The organism is Micromonospora sp. NPDC049275 (assembly GCF_043197115.1).
Classification (GTDB): domain Bacteria; phylum Actinomycetota; class Actinomycetes; order Mycobacteriales; family Micromonosporaceae; genus Micromonospora.
Window position 1 is genome coordinate 102,643 of sequence record NZ_JBICSN010000002.1, and the last position, 18,711, is coordinate 121,353.

Sequence of the window (18,711 nt, forward strand, 5' to 3'; positions counted from 1 at the left end):
GGTGCCCTTGGCGCCCCTCATCTTCCCGTCCCCGGGGGGTTTATCCCCCCGCCGCGCTCGACGCCCGTTGAGGCGTCGAGCGCGGCGGTGCGCAGGTCAGCGCAGCGGACCGTCACCCGGGCCGTCGGGGTCCTCGATCACGTGGACCGCCGCCTCCTCGGCGCTGGCGGCGCCCGCGTCGATCCCGGCGTCCCACGCCACCGACTCGGCCTCGTCGTCCTCGCGGACGCCCTCGTCGTACTCGACGAGACGGCCCGCGCGCGCTTCGGTCTCGTAGCCTCGGCGGGTCAGCTCGTCCTCGTCGTCGCCGCCCTCGGCGTACGGGTCGACGTCCGGCTCCTCCTGAGCGAGGTACTGATCCAACGACTCGCCTGCCCGCTCCTCGGCGGGGGTGGTGCCGAACCGGTTCGCCGCCGTCCAGTGGTCCGCGGCGACGATTCCGGTGTCGAGGGGGTCGCCGACGCGGTCGTCGTCGAGGGTGTCGGAGGCGTCCAGCACGCCGTCGTCCTCGGCCACGTTCCACTCGTCGACGGAATCCGTCTGGCTCACGGCTGTTTCTCCTTCGTCACGGCGCAGCGAAGTGCCAAGCCTAGGACTGTGCAACGCCGCCGCCCCCCGAGGCCTGCCCGCTGTGACGAACGGACCTCGGGGGCGGCGCGAGCGTCACCGCTTGAGCAGCTCCACCACGGCCTCGGTGAACTCCGCCGGCTGCTCGATGTGCGCGAAGTGCCCGCTGTCCTCCAGCACCACCAGGCGCGAGTCCTTGAGGCCCCCGTGCAGCTCCTCGGCGTAGCGGGGACCGCAGATGAAGTCGTACGCCCCGACGATCACCACGGCCGGCACGGTGATCTCACCGAGCCGGTCGCGCACGTCGAAGGGCGTCGGGTCCTGCGCGCCGGCCGGCGCCGCAGAGATCCGCACGGCCGCCTGGAACGGGGCGAACTCGGCCTGCCGACCCCAGAAGTCCGCGAAGTACACCGGAAGGGCGGCGCGCAGCGCGGTTCCCAGGGACTCGTCGTCGGTGGCGGCGCCGATCTGCGCGAAGGCGGCCGGGATCTCCGCCGCCTCCGGCCGGTCCGGGTGCCGCTGCGGGTACGCGGCGAGGTTGGCCATCGCCTCGGCCCAGAAGTCGGCGCCGGTGACGGGTGACGTGTCGTACAGGGCGAGGCCGGCGACCCGGTCCGGGTGGTCCAGGGCGTACCGCTGGATGACGAAACCGCCGTACGAGTGGCCGAGGAGGTGCACCCGGGGCTCGCCGAGGTGCTCGATCACGGCGTCGAGGAACCGGACATACGTGACGAGGCGGTAGTCCTCGGCGTTGTCGAGCCGCCCCGACGCGCCGGTGCCGACCGGCTCGACGTAGACCATCGTGAAGTGCTCCTCGAGGCCGGGCGCCCGCAGGTAGGCCCACTCGATGCCGGGGCCGCCGGAGTGCGCCACACACACCGGGCCGGTTCCGGCGACGTGGTAGACCTGCTCGACGCCGTCGACGCTGAAGGTGTGCGCGCCGGGTGCGAGGGCGTCGACATCGTGGCTGGTGGAACCCATGAACTGTCTCCCGATCCGTGACCCGCGCGGCGGGTGTCCACCGCGCGGCTGGTGACTGACGCGGACCAGATGCACGGGTCGACGGGAAAGTTCGCTCGGTCCGCGACGTTTCTCAGGCCAGCGCCGGAACGGGGTGGAAGAGGGTCATGCGGCGTACCCGCCCCTCGTGCAGGTGCTGCAACCACAGCGCCCCGGGCGGGCAGTGCTCCGGATCGTCCGGCGGGCTGATCAGGTCGGTCTCCCAGATCAGCACGTCGCCGCTGGCGACGACGTTGCGCAGCCGCTGGCGTACCCCGATCTCGAGGTCGCTGGTCATGCCGCGGATCGCCAGGTCGCGGCCACCGCGTGGCCCACCCGGCACCACCATCTCGGCGTCCGGCCACCAGCTCTCCTGCACGACCCGGTCGAAGTGCCCCCGCATCGCCGTGGCGATCATGTCGCGGCCCTCGCGCCAGCGGGCGTCGCCGGCCGCGCGCACGTCGGCGTGCGCGGCGGTCGCCGCCGTCCGCAGACCACCCGCGAGGGCCCGGCGGGCGTGGCTGAGGCGGCTGCGGACGGTGCCGACCGGCACACCGCACACGGCCGCGATCTGCTCGTACGAGGACGCGTCGCTGAAGTAGCGCAGCAGGGTGACCAACCGGTCGGACTCGGACAACTGCCCGATGGCGTGCCACACCCAGTCGCGCAGGGCGGCGGAGTCCAGGGCCTCCTCGGGAGTGGGGCTCATGGCGGGCTGGGCGAACCACTCCGGCTCGGCGACCGGCACGGGGCGCGGCCCGCGCAGGGCCATCCGGACGTTGTTGCGGACGATCGTGCGCAGCCACGGGCCGACGGCGGCCCGATCACGGACCTCGCCGATGCGCCGCAGCGCCGTCACCAGGGCATCCTGCACCGCGTCCTCGGCGTCCGGTCCGTAACCGAGCATGCTCAACGCGACGGCCCGCATCCCCGCCTCGTGCCGGCTCAGCAGCACGCCGAGCGCCCCCGCGTCGCCCGCCTGCGCGAGCGCCACCAGTTCCGCGTCACCCTGCGTCACGCCCAGTTCCTCCCCGAACCGCCTGTTCTGAACGCTTCTGCTCACCCAAGCGTACGACGGGCCGGCGTGCCCTCGCCGAGGGTGGGGCGGCCCGTCTCCGCAGCCTGTGGGCCCTCGGCGCGGTCCGCACGCCTGAGTCAGGATGAGGGGCGTGGACATCGAACCCGTCGACCATGCGCCCCGACAGGCGTTTCCCTGGGCGCTCCTGCGCCAGCGCTGGGAGGACCTCACCTTCCTGCACTGGGCCGTCGACCCGGCGACCGTCGCGCCGCTGCTGCCCGCCGGCACCCACCCGGACACGCTGGACGATGTCAGCTACGTCGGGCTGATCGGCTTCCGGATGGTCGGGCTGGGCTTCGGCCGCGGCCCGGGAGTGCCGTACTTCGGCACCTTCGCCGAGACGAACGTCCGGCTCTACTCGGTCGACGACACCGGCCGACGGGCCGTCGTGTTCCGCTCGCTCGACGCGTCCCGCCTGGTGCCGGTGCTTGTGGCACGGGCGACGCTGCGTCTGCCGTACCTCTGGTCGCGGATGCGGTTGGACCGCGACGGCGACCGGCTCACCTACCGGTGCCGGCGTCGCTGGCCCGGCCCGGCGGGTACGACGAGCCGGATGGCGGTCCGGGTGGGGGAGCGGATCGCCGAGCCGACCCCACTGGAACACTTCGTCACCGCCCGGTGGGGGCTGCACACCCGGGCGTACGGGCGCACGCTGCACCTGCCGAACTGGCATCCCCGCTGGCCGCTGCACCGGGCCGAGTTGCTGCACCTGGACGACGAACTGGTCGCCGCCGCCGGGCTGCCGGCGCCGGTCGGACCGCCGGTAAGCGTGCTCTACTCGCCCGGCGTCGGGGTCCGGTTCGGCGCACCGGTGACGGCCGGGCGGCCCGGCTGAGCGCCGAGCCACCGGATCCCTCGACCGCCGCTGGATGCCGCCGCGAGCTGGTGTGCGTCATCGTCCGAGAATGCGCGTACGGCGTGCCGGATCTCCTCGGGCGACAGCCGCCGCCCCTGCTCGTGGGCCATGGCGAAGTCCTCGTCGCCCAGCGCCGCCACGGCCAGGGCTGTCGCCCGTTCGACGTCTGGCCGGTCGGCGAGGGCCAGCGGGAGCCCCGTCGCCTCCCGGCCCGCCGCCGCCGCGCCGAGCAGACGGGCCGCATCCTGTGGACGGCCACCGGTGGCGGCCACACCGACCAGGACCTGCCAGGGGACCTGCTCGGCACCGAGTTCCGCGGCGACCTCGGCGGCCCGCAGGTGCCAGTCCAGGGCCGCCCTCGGGTCGCCGCGTAGCTCGGCGACGTACCCCAGCTCGCCCAGGACCCCGGTCAGGTAGAGCGGATGCCCCGGCCCGTCCTGCTGCCGCCCGGCGGCATCCAGCAGGTTCTCGAGGTGTGCCTCCGCCGTGTCGAGGCTGCCCTCCCGGCGCGCGGCGGCGGCCAGGCACAGCTCCGCGAACACGATGCCGAGCGGGGATCCCTGCTCGGTGGCCAGCCCCAACCCTCGACCGCTGAGCTGCCGAGCCCGCGAGTAGTCACCCCGCTGCAACGCCACCCAGCCCAGCCAACACAGTTGGCCGGACATCTCGAACCGCAGTCCCAGGTCCTCCGCGACGCGCAGCCCCTCCTCGTACAGTCGGTTCGCCTGCTCGTAGTCACCGGCCATGCCCGCCTGGGCGCCGAGCCACTCGGTGGCCTGCAACACCCCCCACCGATCGCCGAGCCGACGGAACAGCGCGGCGCTCTCGGCGCCGTCGCGCCCCACCGCGGCCGCGTCTCCACGGATGTGCGCGTGCTTGGCGCGCAGGCTCAGGGTGGCGGCCACGACCCACTCGTCGGGCAGCGCCCGCGCCTCGGCCAGCACCTCATCGAGCAGGTCGCCGGTGGCCGTCACGTCACCGAGGTCGACCTCCGCGTACGCGAGGAACCACAGCGCCCGGAGTCGGCCGTGCGGATCGTCGACGCCGTCGTAGCGCCGCAGGATCGCGCGGTGGCGCGTCACCCAGTCCGCCACGTCGCCGGACAGGAGGGCGAACCCCAGGTGCCACGCGGCGGCACGGGCCCCGGCGGCGGTCCCGCCTCCAGGCCGGCAGTCGAGCGCCGCCGCGAGCCACCGCCGCGCCTCCGTGAACCGACCCCGCAAAAACCAGTACCAGCTCTGCGCGTTGGCCAGGCGCAGCGCGAGGTCGGCGTCACGCTGGCGTACCGCCGTGTCCAGCGCCGCGCGCAGGTTGGCGGCCTCGACGTCGAGCCGCCGCAGCCACAGGCGTTGCTCCGGGCCGGACAGACCCTCGTGCGCCCGCTCGGCCAGCTCCACCTGGTAGTGGTGGGCCCGGGAGCGAACGTCCCGCAGCTCCCCGGCGGCGCGTAGCTGGTCCAGGCCGAACGCGGCGACGGACTCCAGCAGCCGGTAGCGCCGTGTGCCCTCGCGGGGCGCGACGACGACCAACGAGCGGTCGACGAGGCGGGCCAACAGATCCGCGATGTCCGCGGCGGGCACGCCATCGGGCGCGCAGACCGCCCGCACCGCGTCGACGTCACAGCCGTCGGCGTACGCGGCCAGCCGCCGCAACACCACCCGTTCCGGCTCGGTGAGCAGTTGCCAGCTCCAGTCGAGCATCGCCAGCAGCGTCCGCTGCCGGGCCGGTACGCCTCGATGCCGCGCGCCCAGCAGCCGGAACCTGTCGTCGAGTCCGGCGACCAGCCCCCGCACACCCAGCCCGCGCACCTGAGTGGCGGCCAGTTCCAGCGCGAGCGGGATCCCGTCGAGCCGGCGACACACGGTGGCGACCGGCGCCGCGTTCTCCACACCCAGCACGAAACCGCGATCCGCGGCGGCGGCCCTGGCGACGAAGAGCCGCACCGCGTCGGAGCGTGCCAGCGCGGCCAGGTCCGTTCCGTCGGCCGGGTCGGGCACCGGCAGCGGCGGTACGGCCCACACGACCTCGCCGGCCAGCCCGAGCGGCTCGCGGCTGGTCGCCAGCACGCGCACGCCGGGTGCCGCGCCCAGCAGGGCGGCGGTCAGGTCCGCCAACGGGTCCACGAGGTGCTCGCAGTTGTCCAGCACGAGCAGGAGCCGTCGGTCGCCCAGCAGCCGGGAGAGCCGGTCCACAGGCGCGACGGCCCCACCCGCCTCGGTGGCGTCCCGTACGTCGAGCGCCGCCAGCACCAGGCCCGCCAACGCGTCCACCGTCTCGGGCGCGTCGGAGCGGTCGACGCCCGCCAGCTCGACCAGAGCCACCCCGTCCGGGTATGCGGACGTCCCCGCGCGAGCCACCTCCACGGCGAGCCGTGTCTTGCCGACCCCGCCGATGCCGACGAGGGTGACCAGCCGGTTGCGTCCCAGCTCCGCGACCAGCTCGGCGACCGCCGCGTCACGGCCGATCAGCTCGGTCAACGGGGTCGGCAGGTTCGGCCGCGCGGTGACGACCCCGTCCACCGGCCGACGGGGCGGAGCGACAGCCGCCACCGGGGGCACGGCGAGCGTCGGATCGTGGGCGAGGACGGCCCGGTGCAGCGTGACCAGGTCGGGGCCGGGATCGAGCCCCAACTCGTCGCGGAGTCGGACGCGCAGCTCGTCGTAGCTGCGCAACGCCTCGGACTGCCGTCCGGCCCGGTACAGGGCGCGCATGTGCAGTCCACGAGCACGTTCGCGCAGCGGTTCCCGGGCCAGCAGGTCGCCGAGGTCACCGACGACGCTCGCGTGCTCGCCCAGCGCCAGCCGGTCGTCGAGACAGTCCTCCAGGGCGGTGAGCCGCTGCTCCTCCAGACCGGCGATCGTGGCGGCGGCGAACGGTTCGTCGCGGAAGTCCGCGAAGGCGGGCCCCCGCCACAGCGCCAACGCCGCCGAGAAGAGCGCGACGCGCGAGCGGACGTCCTGAGTGCCGCGCGCATCCGACACCAGCCGTTGGAAGTGGCAGGCGTCCACCTCGTCGCGGTCGACCAGGAGCCGGTAGCCGGGCGGTGGTGACCGCACCAGCTCCCGACCACCGGGCTCGGCCTCGGCCAGCACCCGGCGTAGCTGGGACACCTTGGCCGACAGCGCGCCCGCGGCGTTCGTCGGCGGGGTGTCGCCCCACAGGTGGTCGATCAGCCGATCCGCCGGAACCGGTTGCCCCTCGTGCAGCAGCAACGCGGCGAGCAGGGTCCGGACCTTCAACCCCGGGACGGCGACCACGGCGCCGTGCGTGGTCCACACCGTCAACGGACCCAGCACCCCGAACCGCATGGCGGTCAGGATACGGCCCCTGACCTGCCGCACGAGGCCCCGACGGTGGCGGCGGTTCGGCGGGCCAGAAGACCGTAAAGAAACGGTAAGGCGGTCGGCGCAGGGTGAACCACATCGGTCGGCCGTCGCGGGCGGCCCCAGCGCCCACCCACCCCGCTCCCGAAGGGACACCTCCGTGTCGATGTCGACAGGTCGCATTCTTCCCGTCCTCACCGCCCTGATCCTGCTGGCGCCTGCCGCCCCGGCGAGCGCCGCGCCCACCGGACCCGACCGGTCGGGCACCTGGTCGACGGCCTGGTCGGTCGCCCACCACCACCCCGTGCCGAGCAGCGACTGGCTCGGCACGAACTGGTCCGTTCCCGGCTTCGCCGACGAGTCGGTCCGGCAGGTGGTCCGGGTCAGCGCGGCCGGCTCCCACATCCGGATCCGGGTGTCCAACCGCTACGGCAGTCAACCGCTGCGGCTGACCGGCGCCACAGTGGGCCGCAGTTCCTCCGGGGCGGCGGTGCGGCCCGGCACCCTGCGACCGGTCACCTTCGACAAGCGGCGCTCGACGAGCGTGCCCATCGGCGCCGAGAGCACCTCCGACCCGGTGTTCCTGCCGGTCCGGGCGCTGGAGTCGTTGACCGTCACGCTGTACTTCGCCGGCCCCACCGGCCCGGCGACCTACCACCAGGACGGACTCACCACCTCGTACCGCGCGGCGGGCGATCACCGCTTCGACGATCGCGCGGCCGCGTTCGCCGGCGAGACCAGCCAGTCCCGGTACCACCTGGCCGGCGTGGACGTCGCCGGGTCACCGCGTACCCGGGGCACTGTGGTGACGTTCGGCGACTCGCAGACCGACGGCTACGGCTCCACCCCCGGCGCCGACAACCGCTACCCCGACCAGTTGGCCGAGCGGCTGGTCGCCACCGGCCGCCCCCTGGCAGTCGCCAACGCCGGCGTCGGCGGTAACAAGCTGCTCGCCGACTCACAGTGCTTCGGCGAGCGAGGCGTCAGCCGGTTCCGGCACGATGCGCTCGGGCAGCCGGGCGTACGGTCGGTGGTCGTCCTGATCGGCATCAACGACATCAACGGCGGCGGCTACCCCGACTTCGGCTGCGGCGCCTCGCCGGTGGTGACCGCCGCGCAGCTCATCGACGGTCACCGGGCGCTGATCCGGGCCGCCCGGGCCCACCGCGTCACCGTCATCGGCGCCACACTGCCGCCCCTGAAGGGCTCGTACGACTACACCCAGGAGAAGGAGACGGTACGCGACGAGGTGAACCGTTGGATCCGCACCAGCGGCGAGTACGACGCCGTCGTCGACCTCGACCGGATCCTCGCCGACCCGGCCGACCGGGACGCCCTGCGACAGGCGTACGCCGCCGATGACCTCGTGCACCTCAACGACGCCGGGGCGACCGCAGCCGCCGTCGCCGTCGCCGCCCAGATCCGTTGACCATCCGTCGACCGGGCCGTGCAGCTCGACCGGGGGCGACCGGCGACGGTCCGAACCTGGCCGGAAAAAAGTTCGGCGGCGTGTCGAGGACGGTAGGGCCTGCTTCGACCTTGGGGTGAGGGCCGGGCACGACCGGCCCCACCGGCAGGCTGACACCGCACATAACAAGGAGTGGACCGATGACGAAGGTGACGACCGGGGCGACGATGTCGTTGGACGGCTACATCGCGGACGCCTCCCACGGCGGCTTCGAGCACCTCTTCCAGTGGTACGGCAGCGGCGACGTCGAGACGCCGACGGCCAACCCCGAGATGACGTTCCGGACGTCCGCCGCGAGCGCCCAGCACCTGCGGGACCTCAACGAGCGCACCGGCGCGCTTGTCGTCGGCCGGCGGCTGTTCGACATGACCAAGGGGTGGGGCGGCCGGCACCCGATGGACGTGCCCGTCGTGGTCGTCACGCACACCGTGCCGGAGGGTTGGGAGCCGGAGAGCGACTCCTTCGTCTTCGTCACCGACGGCATCGCCAGCGCCATCGACCGCGCGAAGGCGCTCGCCGGTGACAAGGAGGTCGGCGTCAACGGTGGCACCATCGCGGCCCAGGTCGTCGAGGCCGGCCTGCTCGACGAGGTGCACGTCGACCTCGTCCCGGTCGTGCTCGGCGCCGGCACCCCGCTCTTCGCCGGGCTCACGATCGCGCCGCTGCAGCTCGACGGCCCGTTCCGCGTCGTCGAGGGCGAGGGCGTCACACACCTGGCCTACCGCGTACGCCCGGTGGCCTGAACGCTCCGGGGGGCCGGCCAGCACGGCCGGCCCCCCGCATCCGTCTGTCGGCGTGGAGCTTGATCGGAATTGGTGTGGCGCGCTGGTGCGCGTGTCGGGAACACTGCGTCGGTGACTGGTTCCGCATCGCCTCGGCTGCTTCGACCGCCTGCCCTACGGCCCGGCGATCTGGTCGTTGTCGCCGCGCTGTCCGGGCCGCTGCACACCGCCTACGAGCCAGACCTCGCGCAGGCGGTGGTCGTGCTCGAGCGGATGGGGTTCCGGGTGCGGCGGGCACCGCTTGTCGACGCGGGGCGGCAGCGCTGGTGGAGCGCGGCCACGCCAGCGGAGATCGCCGCCGAATTCAACGGGCTCCTGCGTGATCCCGAGGTGCGCGCCATCATCGCCCACGACGGCGGTCAGACGGCGCTCGGCTACCTCGACCTGATCGATGTCGAGGCGATCGCCGCCGACCCCAAGCCGATCCTGGGCTACAGCGACATCTCGCTGCTGCATCTGGTGCTGTACGTGCGTACGGGTCTGGTCGGGTTCCACACCGACCTGGCCACTCCCGGGCTCGGCGGCGCGTGGCAGCGTGCGTCCGCGGCGCGCAGAGCAGAGCTGGAGAGGCTCTACTCGGCGCTGCTGACCGGCACGGAGCCGCTCGGCGCGCTGCCTGCCAGCCCGTCCTGGGAGTGCTGGCGTCCCGGCCGTGCCGAAGGTCGGCTCATCGGCGGGGTGATCAATCGCATCGCGCTGGTGCAGGCGACGCGGTACGCGCTACCGCTCGACTGGTTCGACGGCGCGGTGCTGTTCTGGGAGGAGATGGGCGGCCAGGCGTCGTACGTGTGGAGTTATCTGCACGTGCTGCGGCACGCCGGCATCCTCGACCGGATCGGTGGCATGGTCGTGGGCGTACCGCACGCGATCGACGGGCTCGACGCGCCCGACGCGTCCCCGACCCTGTCCGAGATGGTGCTCGACGTCCTCGGCGACCGTGACATCCCGGTCCTGGGCAACGTCGAGTTCGGACACGCGGGCCCCAATCTGCCGATGCCGGTCGGCGTCCGTGTCGCCCTCGACGCACGGCAGCGGACGTTGTCGCTGCGGGAACCGGCGGTACGGCCGCACCTGACGACCGGCCCGGTCGACTGAGGCCAGCGGGCGCGCAGACGCGAGGCTGTCGGTGCGATGTGCTGAGCTGGACAGCATGGACTACTCGCGATATCTCGACTGCCTCGCGGACGACTTCGCCCGCCTGCGCTCCCTCGCCCCGACCAACCCCGCGGCGCCGGTGCCGACCTGTCCCGGCTGGACCGTCGCCGACCTGGCCCGGCACGTGGGCGAGGTCTACCTGCACAAGACCCTGGCGATCCGCGACGGCGTCGAGGCCGAGCCGTGGCCCCCGGCGGAGCTGGCATCCGAGGCGCCGCTGGCGCTGCTCGACCGCGCGTACGCCGAGCTGCGGGCGGAGTTCGCCGCCCACGACCCGCAGGATCCGGCCGGCTCGTGGTATGCGCCCGGGCGGTCCGTCGGTTTCTGGATCCGCCGCATGGCGCAGGAGACGGTCATCCACCGCATCGATGCCGAGCTGGGCGTCGGAGCGCCGGTCGCGCCCGTTCCGGACGACCTCGCCGTGGACGGCGTCGACGAGTTGCTCCGCGTGTTCGTGGAGTACTCGGTCGCCGAGTGGGCCGATGCCTTCCGCGAGATCCTGGCCGGCTCACCGGGTTGGACGTTCGCCGTCCGGGCCGACGACACGGCGTGGTCGGTGCGTACCCAACCGGCGGTGTTCCGCGTGACCGACCGCGTGGCCGACGCAGCGGACGTGACGGTGACCGGCCCGCCGGCGGCGATGCTGCGCTGGGCGTGGGGGCGGGAGCTGGCCGGCGAGCCGAGCGGCGTCCGCGTCGACGGGCCGGCGGAGGCGGTGGCCGAGCTGCGCCGGTGCATCGTCGTCGCCACTCAATGAGGCGGTGCGAGGGCGGCCCTAGAATCGATTGACCTCACTGCTTCGGTGGTGGAGGGCTGGGGGCTACCACGATGGGCGGTGAGGACGATGGGGCCGGACGAGCGGCGACGGTTGTTCGAGCAGGCACGGGAGCGCGCGGCGCGACAGGACACCTGGGCGGAGGCGGACCGGCTGTGGGTCCGGGTGATCGAGGCGTACCGGGAGGCCGTGCGGGGTCCCGGTCGGGTGGCCCTACAGGATCAGCAGCAGTTGGCCCGGGCGCTGTGGCGGCACAGCATGCTGCTGTCCGCGCTCGGCAGGGCCGCCGACGGGATGGCTCCCGGCGGTGAGGCAGTGGTCGTCTTCGAGCGGGCGTACGACGCCGTGGCGGCCGAGGGCGGGAACGTGGCGGCCGCGCCCCGCGACGACGCCCTCGCCGAGCTGATCACCGCACTGGTGGACCTGGCCGAGGTCTCGTTCGCCGCCGGTCAGCCCGCCACGCGGCGGGACCTGCTGGAGCGGGCCGTGACGGTGGGCCTGACCTCCGCCGGGAATCCGCCGTCCGCCGGGCCGCGCACCCGGGAGGCGATGGGCACGGCCTACCACAACCAGGCGACGGCGCTGCTGCACCGGCACCTCACCCGGCCGTCGTCGGGCGACGGCGCCCAGGAGGCGGCGCTGGCGGCGTCGCGGGCCTGCGAGCTGCGGCAGGGACTGCTCGACCTGGCGCGTCCGCTGACCTTCTGGGAGATGGCCAACACCTACGGGGTGTACGCCCAGTGCCTGATCCTGATCGGCGACCTGGACCGGGCGGCCATGGTGCTGGGAATGGGCAACCGCTTCGTGGAGACGTTGGGCCCGGCAGCGGCGGAGCCCGCCCAGAAGCTGCGGGTCGCGGCCGAGATGCTGGCCCGGGAGAAGGGTGGGTCGGGGCGCGTGACCGGCTCGCGCCGTTGGGGCCGGCGGCGGGGGTGACCTGCCGATCGGCCGGCATCCGCCCGCCCCCGGCTTGCATGGCATCGTCGCCGATCGATACTGTGCGTGCAGGCGCCGCCCCGCCGCAGACCACCACCGTCGATCCGAAGCGGGTTCCGCATGCGCACACTGAGACTTGTCACGTCGCTGGCCGTCGCCGGCCTGCTCGCCGGCACGGTGGCGATGATCGCCACGCCGGCCAGCGCGGCAACGGCCGCGTTCTCCGTGACGAACAGCTGGGGCAGTGGCTATCAGGGCCAGGTCACCGTCACCAACGACACCTCCGCGCCGATCAGCAGTTGGCGGGTCGAGTTCGACCTGCCGGCCGGGTCGACAGTCAGCCAGTCGTGGAACGCCCAGCAGGTGACCTCGGGCAGCCACTACACGTTCAGCAACGTGTCGTGGAACGGCGCGCTCGGCGCCGGTGCGTCGACGTCGTTCGGCTTCCTGGTCAACGGCTCCAGCACTCCGGTGAACTGCACGGTCAACGGCACCAGCGTGTCCTGCACCGGCGGCACGCCGCCCACGACCCCGCCGCCGACGACTCCGCCCCCCACGACTCCGCCGCCGACCACTCCGCCGCCCACGACTCCGCCTCCCACCACCCCGCCGCCGACGACCGGCACGCCTGTGCAGCGGTACGGGCAGCTACGGGTCTGCGGCACGACGATGTGCGACAAGAATGGCGCGCGGGTGCAGCTGCGCGGCGTCAGCAGCATGTGGCTCAACTGGGAGACCGCTCCCTACGCCGAGAACCTGTCCGCGCTGACCTGGATGCGCGACAACTGGAACCTCCAGGTGATCCGCGCGGCGATGGGCGTCGAGCCGGCCGGGGCGTACCTGAGCGACCCGGGCAGGGCGCGGGCGCAGGTGGAGACCATCATCAACAACGCCGTCACCGCCGGGGTGTACGTGATCGTCGACTGGCACGCGCACGAGGCGCAGAACAACCAGTCCCAGGCGGTGGCGTTCTTCGGCGACCTGGCACGCCGCTACGGTCACCTGCCCAACGTCATCTGGGAGACGTGGAACGAGCCGTTGCAGTTCAGCTGGACCGGCGTCATCAAGCCGTACCACCAGGCGGTCGTGTCCGCGATCCGCGCCGCCGACCCGGACAACATCGTTGTGCTCGGAACGCCGACCTGGTCGCAGGACGTGGATGTCGCGGCGGCCAGCCCCGTCTCCGGCACCAACCTCATGTACACGCTGCACTTCTACTCGTGCACCCACGGCGCGTCACTGCGCGCCAAGGGTGACGCGGCGATCCGGGCCGGCCTGGCGCTGTTCGTCACCGAGTGGGGTGCCAGCAACGCCGACGGCGGCCTCGACGGCCGGGCCTGTCTGTCGGAGGCGCAGTCCTGGATCGACTGGATGAAGACGAACGGCGTCTCCTGGACGGCGTGGAAGCTCGACGTCGGCACCGACACCACCAACCTGCTCAACCCCGGCGCGCCGGTGACCGGCGGATGGAACAACTACCTGCACGGCCACGCGCCGTTCGTGGTCGCCAACATGAGGTAACCCAGATCGCGTTCTTGATCAACTCCAGTTCGCTGATGTCGGGGTGTCCCGCTGGCCCGGACACCCCGACATCGCCGATCCTGTGTCGATCACCGCATCCGACCCCGAGCGTCGGCTCAGGGTGTGAAGGCCCGCCGGTACGCGGTAGGGGTGGTGGCGAAGGCCCGCTGGAAATGCGCACGCAGGTTGGTGGCCGTGCCCAATCCGGTTCGCCGAGCGATCTCGTCGACGCTGATCCCGCCGTCTTCGAGCAGCGTGCAGGCGGCGCGCAACCGTTGCTGGATCAGCCAGGCTCGCGGACTCATCTGGAACCGGTTCCGGAAGGCGCGGTGCAACGTCCGAGTGGACATCACCGCCTGCCGGGAAAGGTCCGCGACGGTGATCGGACGATGCAGGTTGCCGCTCGCCCAGGCGGTGACCACAGCCAGCTCGTCGTCCTCAACCGCCACGCCGGCCGGGATGAACTGCGCCTGGCCGCCCGCTCGGTGCAGTGGGGTGACCAGGTGACGGGCCCGCTCGATGGCGACCGCCTGCCCGTGGTCGCGGCCGACGAGGTAGAGGCACATGTCGAGGCCCGCGGCGAGCCCGGCGCTGGTGATCACCTGGCCCTCGTCGACGTACAGCGCAGTGGCGTCCACGTGCACCCGGGGGTGTTCGCGGGCAAGCGCCTCGGCGTGCGCCCAGTGGGTGGTCGCACGGCGGCCGTCGAGCAGCCCGGCCTGAGCCAGCGCGAACGCTCCGGTGCAGATCGACGCGATGCGCGCGCCCCGACGGTGTGCCAGCCGCAGCGCGTGGAGAGCGCGCGCCGGTGCCGGACCGCGGCGGAATCCGGGCACGATCACGGTGTCGGCATCACCGAGGGCGGCGAGCGCCGTGGCGACTGTCAGGTTCAGGCCCTCGGTCGTGGTGCGGACCTGACCACCGTCCATTGCGGACACCGTCATCGCGTACCGACCGTGGCCCTCGTGGCCGAAGACGTGCGTCGCGATGGTCAGGTCGAAGGCGACGACCCGGGGTAGGGCGAGGACGACGACCCGATGCGTGGCGGAACTCTTACGCATGATGGCAAGGATGCCACTCGTCACCCTCCGGTCGACGGGAGATCCTGACCGGGTGCGAATTGAGATCGTGGTGTTCGACGGCTTCGACGAGCTGGACGTCTTCGGGCCCTTCGAGGTGTTGGCGATTGCCGGGTTCGACGTGGGCCTGGTCGCCGTCGAGCGGCCCGGGCCGGTCACCAGTATGCGTGGGGTGCAGCTCCAGGTCCCCGACGTGCTGGGCCGGGCCGACGGCGTGGTCGTCCCCGGCGGCGGATGGCTGAACCGGGCCGCCGAGGGCACCTGGGCGCAGGCACAGCGCGGCGTTCTTCCGGCGAAGCTGGCCGCGCTCGCGCCATCGACACGGTGGATGGCATCGGTGTGCACCGGCGCGCTGCTCCTCGCGGCCGCCGGTCTGCTGAGCGGCCGGCGGGCGACCACCAACCGCGAGGCGTACGACGAACTGCGCGCCTACGACGTCACAGTCCTCGACGAGCGCGTGGTCGACGACGGCGACCGTGTCACCGCGGGTGCGCTCGCGGCCGGGCTCGACCTGGGACTGTGGCTCACCGAACGGGAACTCGGCGCCGCCACCGCCAGCCGTGTCGCCGCGACGATCGAGTACGCGCGGACCCCGAGCCGGTAGCCGGGTTCGGTCAGCGTGAGCGTGGCGTGGTCGGCCGGGACGTGTCGGTCGGGAAGTCGATCCGCATGACCACCCGACGCAGCGTGGGGTGGCTGACCTCGGTGAACCCGGCCTCCTCGAAGACCTGCCGAACCCCGACGTGCGCCTCGCCCCAGGTGATCTGCTTGCCGGCCTCGGCGAGCATCGGGTACGCCTCCAGCGCCCGGGCGCCACGCTCCCGCGCGAAGCCCACCGTGGCGCGGGCCAGGGGATAGGTCAGGCCGCGACCCCGGTAGCCCTTGCGGACCACCAGGCAGGTCACCGCCCAGACGGCGTCGTCGTCCTTGTCCTCGTCGCGACCGAGCCAGGGCACCCGCTGGTTGCGCAGCTTGGGGTACGCCGTGCGCGGCTCGACCGCCACCCACCCCACCGGCTGGTCGTCGAGGTACGCGACCAGCCCACTGGTGTCCGTGGCGTCCGGCTCACCGCAGCGGGTCTGCTCGCGGGATGCGGCCATGCGCTCCTCCTGCGTCGACACCTGCCACAGCCAGCCGCGGACCTTGAACCACTGGCACTGGCACCGGCCCGCGTCGGCCGTGCCGAGAATGTCCTGGAGATCTTCCCGGGACGCCTCGTTGGCGGGCACGATCCGGACATCCTGGTCGCCGATCGGCCCCTGGGCCACATCGCTCAGAGCAGTCATGCCGCACCTCTCCGGTGATCGTCTCGGTCAGGTCTGTCGATTCTGCCTCGGTCGAGATTCGAGTGTCCGAAGGGGATCAGCGGCGCACCTCATCGCTGGGTGACCCCGAGCAGAACGGTGCGTCACCTTAACGTGCCGGAAACACCCCCGGTACCAAGCCTGGGAACGCTCGTCGGACAGTCGAGACCACCGACACGCGAACCGGGGTGACCATGGTCGACAACACCACGAACGCGGCGACGTTCGACGGGCCGGTGGGCCGGTCCAACAACGGCCGGGCCGTGCCGACGTCCCGTTCCGCACCGACGACCGCCGTGCAGGACGACCCGGCCGACCTCGCCACCATCGGCGTGGAGGAGGAGTTCCACGTCGTCGACCTGCACACCCGGGAGCTGGTGCCCCGGGCCGGAGAACTGCTCGACCGGCTGCCGGCCACGTCGTTCACCGCCGAGCTGCACCGCAGCGTGGTGGAGACCAACACCGCGGTCTGCCGCACCCTGGACGAGATCCGCGCCGAGCTGACCCGGCTGCGTCAGTCGGCGGTGCAGGTCGCCGACCGGGCCGGGCTGGGCATCGTGGCGGCCGGTACGGTGCCGCTGCGCGCCGACGGCGACCCGAGCGTCACTCCCACCTCGCGCTACCGCCGGATGCTCGACGAGTACCAGATGCTCGCCCGGGAGCAGTTGATCTGCGGCGCGCAGGTGCACGTGGGCGTCTCCGACCGGGACCTGGCGGTGGCCGTCACCAGGCGGGTCCAGCCGTGGCTGCCGGTGCTGCTCGCCCTGTCCACCAGCTCGCCGTACTGGATGGGTCAGGACAGCGGCTACGCCAGCGTCCGTTCGCTGGTCTGGCAGCGCTGGCCCACGGCCGGCGACCCGGGCGAGGTGACGAGCGCCGCCGACCACGAGGCGCTTGTCGCCGAGCTGATCTCCTCGGAGACCATCACCGATCCTGCCATGATCTACTTCGATGTCCGGCCGTCGGCGCACGTGCCCACCGTGGAGCTGCGCATCACCGACGCCAACGCCGACGTGGAGACCATCGTCCTGCTCACCGGCCTGTTCCGGGCGTTGGTGCGCCGGGAGGTCGCCGCCCTGCGCGCCGGGGTCGAACGCACCGCCGTCCGGCCGCCGGTGCTGCGGGCCGCCGTGTGGCGGGCCGCCCGCTCCGGGCTGGAGGGCGACCTGCTCGACCTGCCCCGCTCGGCCCGGCCGGTGCCGGCCGCCGAGGCGGTACGCCGCCTGGTGACCGATTTGCGTCCGCAGTTGGAGGCGACAGGTGACTGGGAACAGGTCAGCGAGCTGACCCGGTACGCGCTGGAACGCGGCAGCTCCGCCGCGCGGCAGCGGCGGGCGTACGAGCGGCGGGGCCGGTTGGCCGACGTGGTCGACCTGCTGCTCGACGAGACCCGGGGCCGGGTGCGTCCCCCTCTGCCCGGTTTGTCGCCGCCGCCCGCGCTGTCCACGTACACCGATGTCGGCGACGAGGTCTTCGGCCCGGACGGGCCGGAGCCGGCGTTCCGTCCGCTGCTCGCCGCCCTGCGCACCCTCGGCGCCGCCGGCCTGCGCCAACGCGAGCACGACCGGGACGAGGAGCAGCGCGCCCGGGGCGTGACCTTCAGCGTGGCCGGCGAGGCCAGCACCCGGCTCTTCCCTGTCGACCTGGTGCCCCGGGTCGTGCCTGCCGACGACTGGCGGACGCTACGGACCGGCCTGGTGCAGCGCGCCCGCGCGCTCGACGCGTTCCTGCGCGACGTGTACGCCGACCGGGCGGTGGTGGCCGACGGGGTCGTGCCGGCCTGGGTGGTGGAGTCCTCACCGGGGCTGCGTCCGACCGGGGCGCTGATGGGCCGGCGCGGCACACGCGCCCAGGTGTCCGGAACCGATCTCGTCCGCGACCCGGACGGCGGCTGGTACGTGCTGGAGGACAACCTGCGGGTGCCCTCGGGAATCGGCTACGCCGTGCAGAACCGCCGCCTCACCCGGGCGGTGCTGCCGGAGCTGCCGGTGCCCGACGACCTGCTGCCCGCCGACGAGACGCCCGCGATGCTGCACCGGGCGCTGCTCGCCGCCGCACCCGCCGCCGCCGACGACCCCGCCGTGGTGGTGCTCAGCAGCGGTCCGGGCGACCCGGCCTGGTTCGAGCACCGGCTGCTCGCCGACGAGATGGGCGTGCCGCTGGCCGAGAGCGGCGACCTGCTGGTGTCCGACGGCCGCGTCCACCTGGTCCGCGACGGCCGCCGCAGCCAGGTCGACGTGCTCTACCTGCGGATGGACGAGGACGCGTTGCTGCACGCCCCGGGTGCCGACGGTGTGCCGCTGGGCTGGCCGCTGCTGGCGGCGGTGCACGCCGGGCGGCTCACGCTCGCCAACGCGCTGGGCAACGGCGTGGGCGACGACAAGGCGCTGTACGCGTACGTGCCGCGGCTCATCGAGTACTACCTGGGGGAGAAGGCGCTGCTCGGCGACGTGCCGACGTACCTGTGCGGGCTGCCCGAGCAGCGTGCCGAGGTGCTGGGCCGGCTCGACGAGCTGGTGCTCAAGCCGGTCGACGGGTACGGCGGGGACCGGGTGGTGATCGGCCCGCGCGCCGAGGCGGAGGAGTTGGACGCCGTCCGGGAGCAGATCCTCGCCGCCCCGCACCGGTGGATCGCCCAGGAGGTGGTGGCGCTCACCACCCACCCGGTCTTCGACGGTACGGCCCTCGCGCCGCGCCACGTTGACCTGCGGGCGTTCGTGTTCCTCGGCGAGACTGCGGAGGTGGCGCCGGTGGCGCTGACCCGGGTCGCGCCGGCCGGCAGCATGATCGTCAACTCGTCGCGGGGCGGTGGGTCGAAGGACACCTGGCTGCTCGGGGGAGCCGATCGGCCCCCGGTGTAACTCACGC

General features: G+C 73.2%; 15 protein-coding genes. 9 read left to right on the forward strand and 6 right to left on the reverse strand.

Going from position 1 to position 18,711, the window contains the following annotated elements; translation table 11 throughout:
• Positions 1–96: 96 nt before the first annotated feature.
• From ACGFIE_RS05875 to ACGFIE_RS05885, 3 genes are all read right to left on the reverse strand, one after another.
• Entirely contained in the window at positions 97–549 is a 453-nt protein-coding gene (locus tag ACGFIE_RS05875) for a DUF5709 domain-containing protein (RefSeq protein ID WP_007461315.1), read from the reverse strand.
• 114 nt (positions 550–663) lie between these two features.
• Complete coding sequence (locus ACGFIE_RS05880) at positions 664–1,548, reverse strand: alpha/beta fold hydrolase (protein ID WP_393291494.1); 885 nt, start codon at positions 1,546–1,548, stop codon at positions 664–666.
• A 112-nt stretch (positions 1,549–1,660) separates the two neighbouring features.
• Positions 1,661–2,629 (reverse strand): RNA polymerase sigma factor, encoded by a 969-nt coding sequence (locus ACGFIE_RS05885; protein ID WP_393291496.1) that lies wholly within the window; start codon positions 2,627–2,629, stop codon positions 1,661–1,663.
• A gap of 106 nt (positions 2,630–2,735) precedes the next feature.
• Here ACGFIE_RS05885 and ACGFIE_RS05890 point away from each other — a divergent pair, with 106 nt between their 5' ends.
• Complete coding sequence (locus ACGFIE_RS05890; protein ID WP_363682030.1) at positions 2,736–3,479, forward strand: DUF2071 domain-containing protein; 744 nt, start codon at positions 2,736–2,738, stop codon at positions 3,477–3,479.
• Here the strand turns inward: ACGFIE_RS05890 and ACGFIE_RS05895 are convergent.
• The gene (locus tag ACGFIE_RS05895) at positions 3,419–6,808 is read right to left on the reverse strand and encodes a BTAD domain-containing putative transcriptional regulator (RefSeq protein WP_393291498.1); all 3,390 of its coding nucleotides are present in this window, start codon (positions 6,806–6,808) and stop codon (positions 3,419–3,421) included. The genes ACGFIE_RS05890 and ACGFIE_RS05895 overlap by 61 nt on opposite strands.
• Positions 6,809–6,989: 181 nt before the next feature.
• Here ACGFIE_RS05895 and ACGFIE_RS05900 point away from each other — a divergent pair, with 181 nt between their 5' ends.
• From ACGFIE_RS05900 to ACGFIE_RS05925, 6 genes are all read left to right on the forward strand, one after another.
• Positions 6,990–8,252 (forward strand): SGNH/GDSL hydrolase family protein, encoded by a 1,263-nt coding sequence (locus ACGFIE_RS05900; RefSeq protein WP_393293175.1) that lies wholly within the window; start codon positions 6,990–6,992, stop codon positions 8,250–8,252.
• A gap of 179 nt (positions 8,253–8,431) precedes the next feature.
• Complete coding sequence (locus tag ACGFIE_RS05905; protein WP_393291501.1) at positions 8,432–9,034, forward strand: dihydrofolate reductase family protein; 603 nt, start codon at positions 8,432–8,434, stop codon at positions 9,032–9,034.
• Between the two features lie 111 nt (positions 9,035–9,145).
• Complete coding sequence (locus ACGFIE_RS05910; RefSeq protein WP_393291503.1) at positions 9,146–10,168, forward strand: LD-carboxypeptidase; 1,023 nt, start codon at positions 9,146–9,148, stop codon at positions 10,166–10,168.
• A gap of 55 nt (positions 10,169–10,223) precedes the next feature.
• Positions 10,224–10,985: a maleylpyruvate isomerase family mycothiol-dependent enzyme gene (locus tag ACGFIE_RS05915; RefSeq protein ID WP_393291506.1), complete on the forward strand. Its 762-nt coding sequence runs from the start codon at positions 10,224–10,226 to the stop codon at positions 10,983–10,985.
• A gap of 87 nt (positions 10,986–11,072) precedes the next feature.
• On the forward strand, positions 11,073–11,939 hold the full coding sequence (locus ACGFIE_RS05920) for a hypothetical protein (protein ID WP_393291508.1): 867 nt from the start codon (positions 11,073–11,075) through the stop codon (positions 11,937–11,939).
• 120 nt (positions 11,940–12,059) lie between these two features.
• The gene (locus ACGFIE_RS05925) at positions 12,060–13,460 is read left to right on the forward strand and encodes a cellulase family glycosylhydrolase (RefSeq protein ID WP_393291510.1); all 1,401 of its coding nucleotides are present in this window, start codon (positions 12,060–12,062) and stop codon (positions 13,458–13,460) included.
• Positions 13,461–13,576: 116 nt separating this feature from the next.
• Here ACGFIE_RS05925 and ACGFIE_RS05930 read toward each other — a convergent pair whose 3' ends face one another.
• Positions 13,577–14,521 (reverse strand): GlxA family transcriptional regulator, encoded by a 945-nt coding sequence (locus tag ACGFIE_RS05930; protein ID WP_393291512.1) that lies wholly within the window; start codon positions 14,519–14,521, stop codon positions 13,577–13,579.
• 52 nt (positions 14,522–14,573) lie between these two features.
• Between ACGFIE_RS05930 and ACGFIE_RS05935 the strand changes: the two genes are divergently transcribed.
• Positions 14,574–15,143, forward strand: a complete 570-nt coding sequence (locus tag ACGFIE_RS05935) for a DJ-1/PfpI family protein (RefSeq protein WP_393291513.1) — start codon at positions 14,574–14,576, stop codon at positions 15,141–15,143.
• A gap of 10 nt (positions 15,144–15,153) precedes the next feature.
• On the opposite strand, the gene ACGFIE_RS05940 is transcribed toward ACGFIE_RS05935, so the two are convergent.
• A complete protein-coding gene (locus ACGFIE_RS05940; protein WP_393291515.1) occupies positions 15,154–15,825 on the reverse strand; it encodes a GNAT family N-acetyltransferase in 672 nt (223 codons plus the stop codon).
• 212 nt (positions 15,826–16,037) lie between these two features.
• Here ACGFIE_RS05940 and ACGFIE_RS05945 point away from each other — a divergent pair, with 212 nt between their 5' ends.
• Positions 16,038–18,704, forward strand: a complete 2,667-nt coding sequence (locus ACGFIE_RS05945) for a glutamate--cysteine ligase (RefSeq protein WP_393293177.1) — start codon at positions 16,038–16,040, stop codon at positions 18,702–18,704.
• Positions 18,705–18,711: the final 7 nt, after the last annotated feature.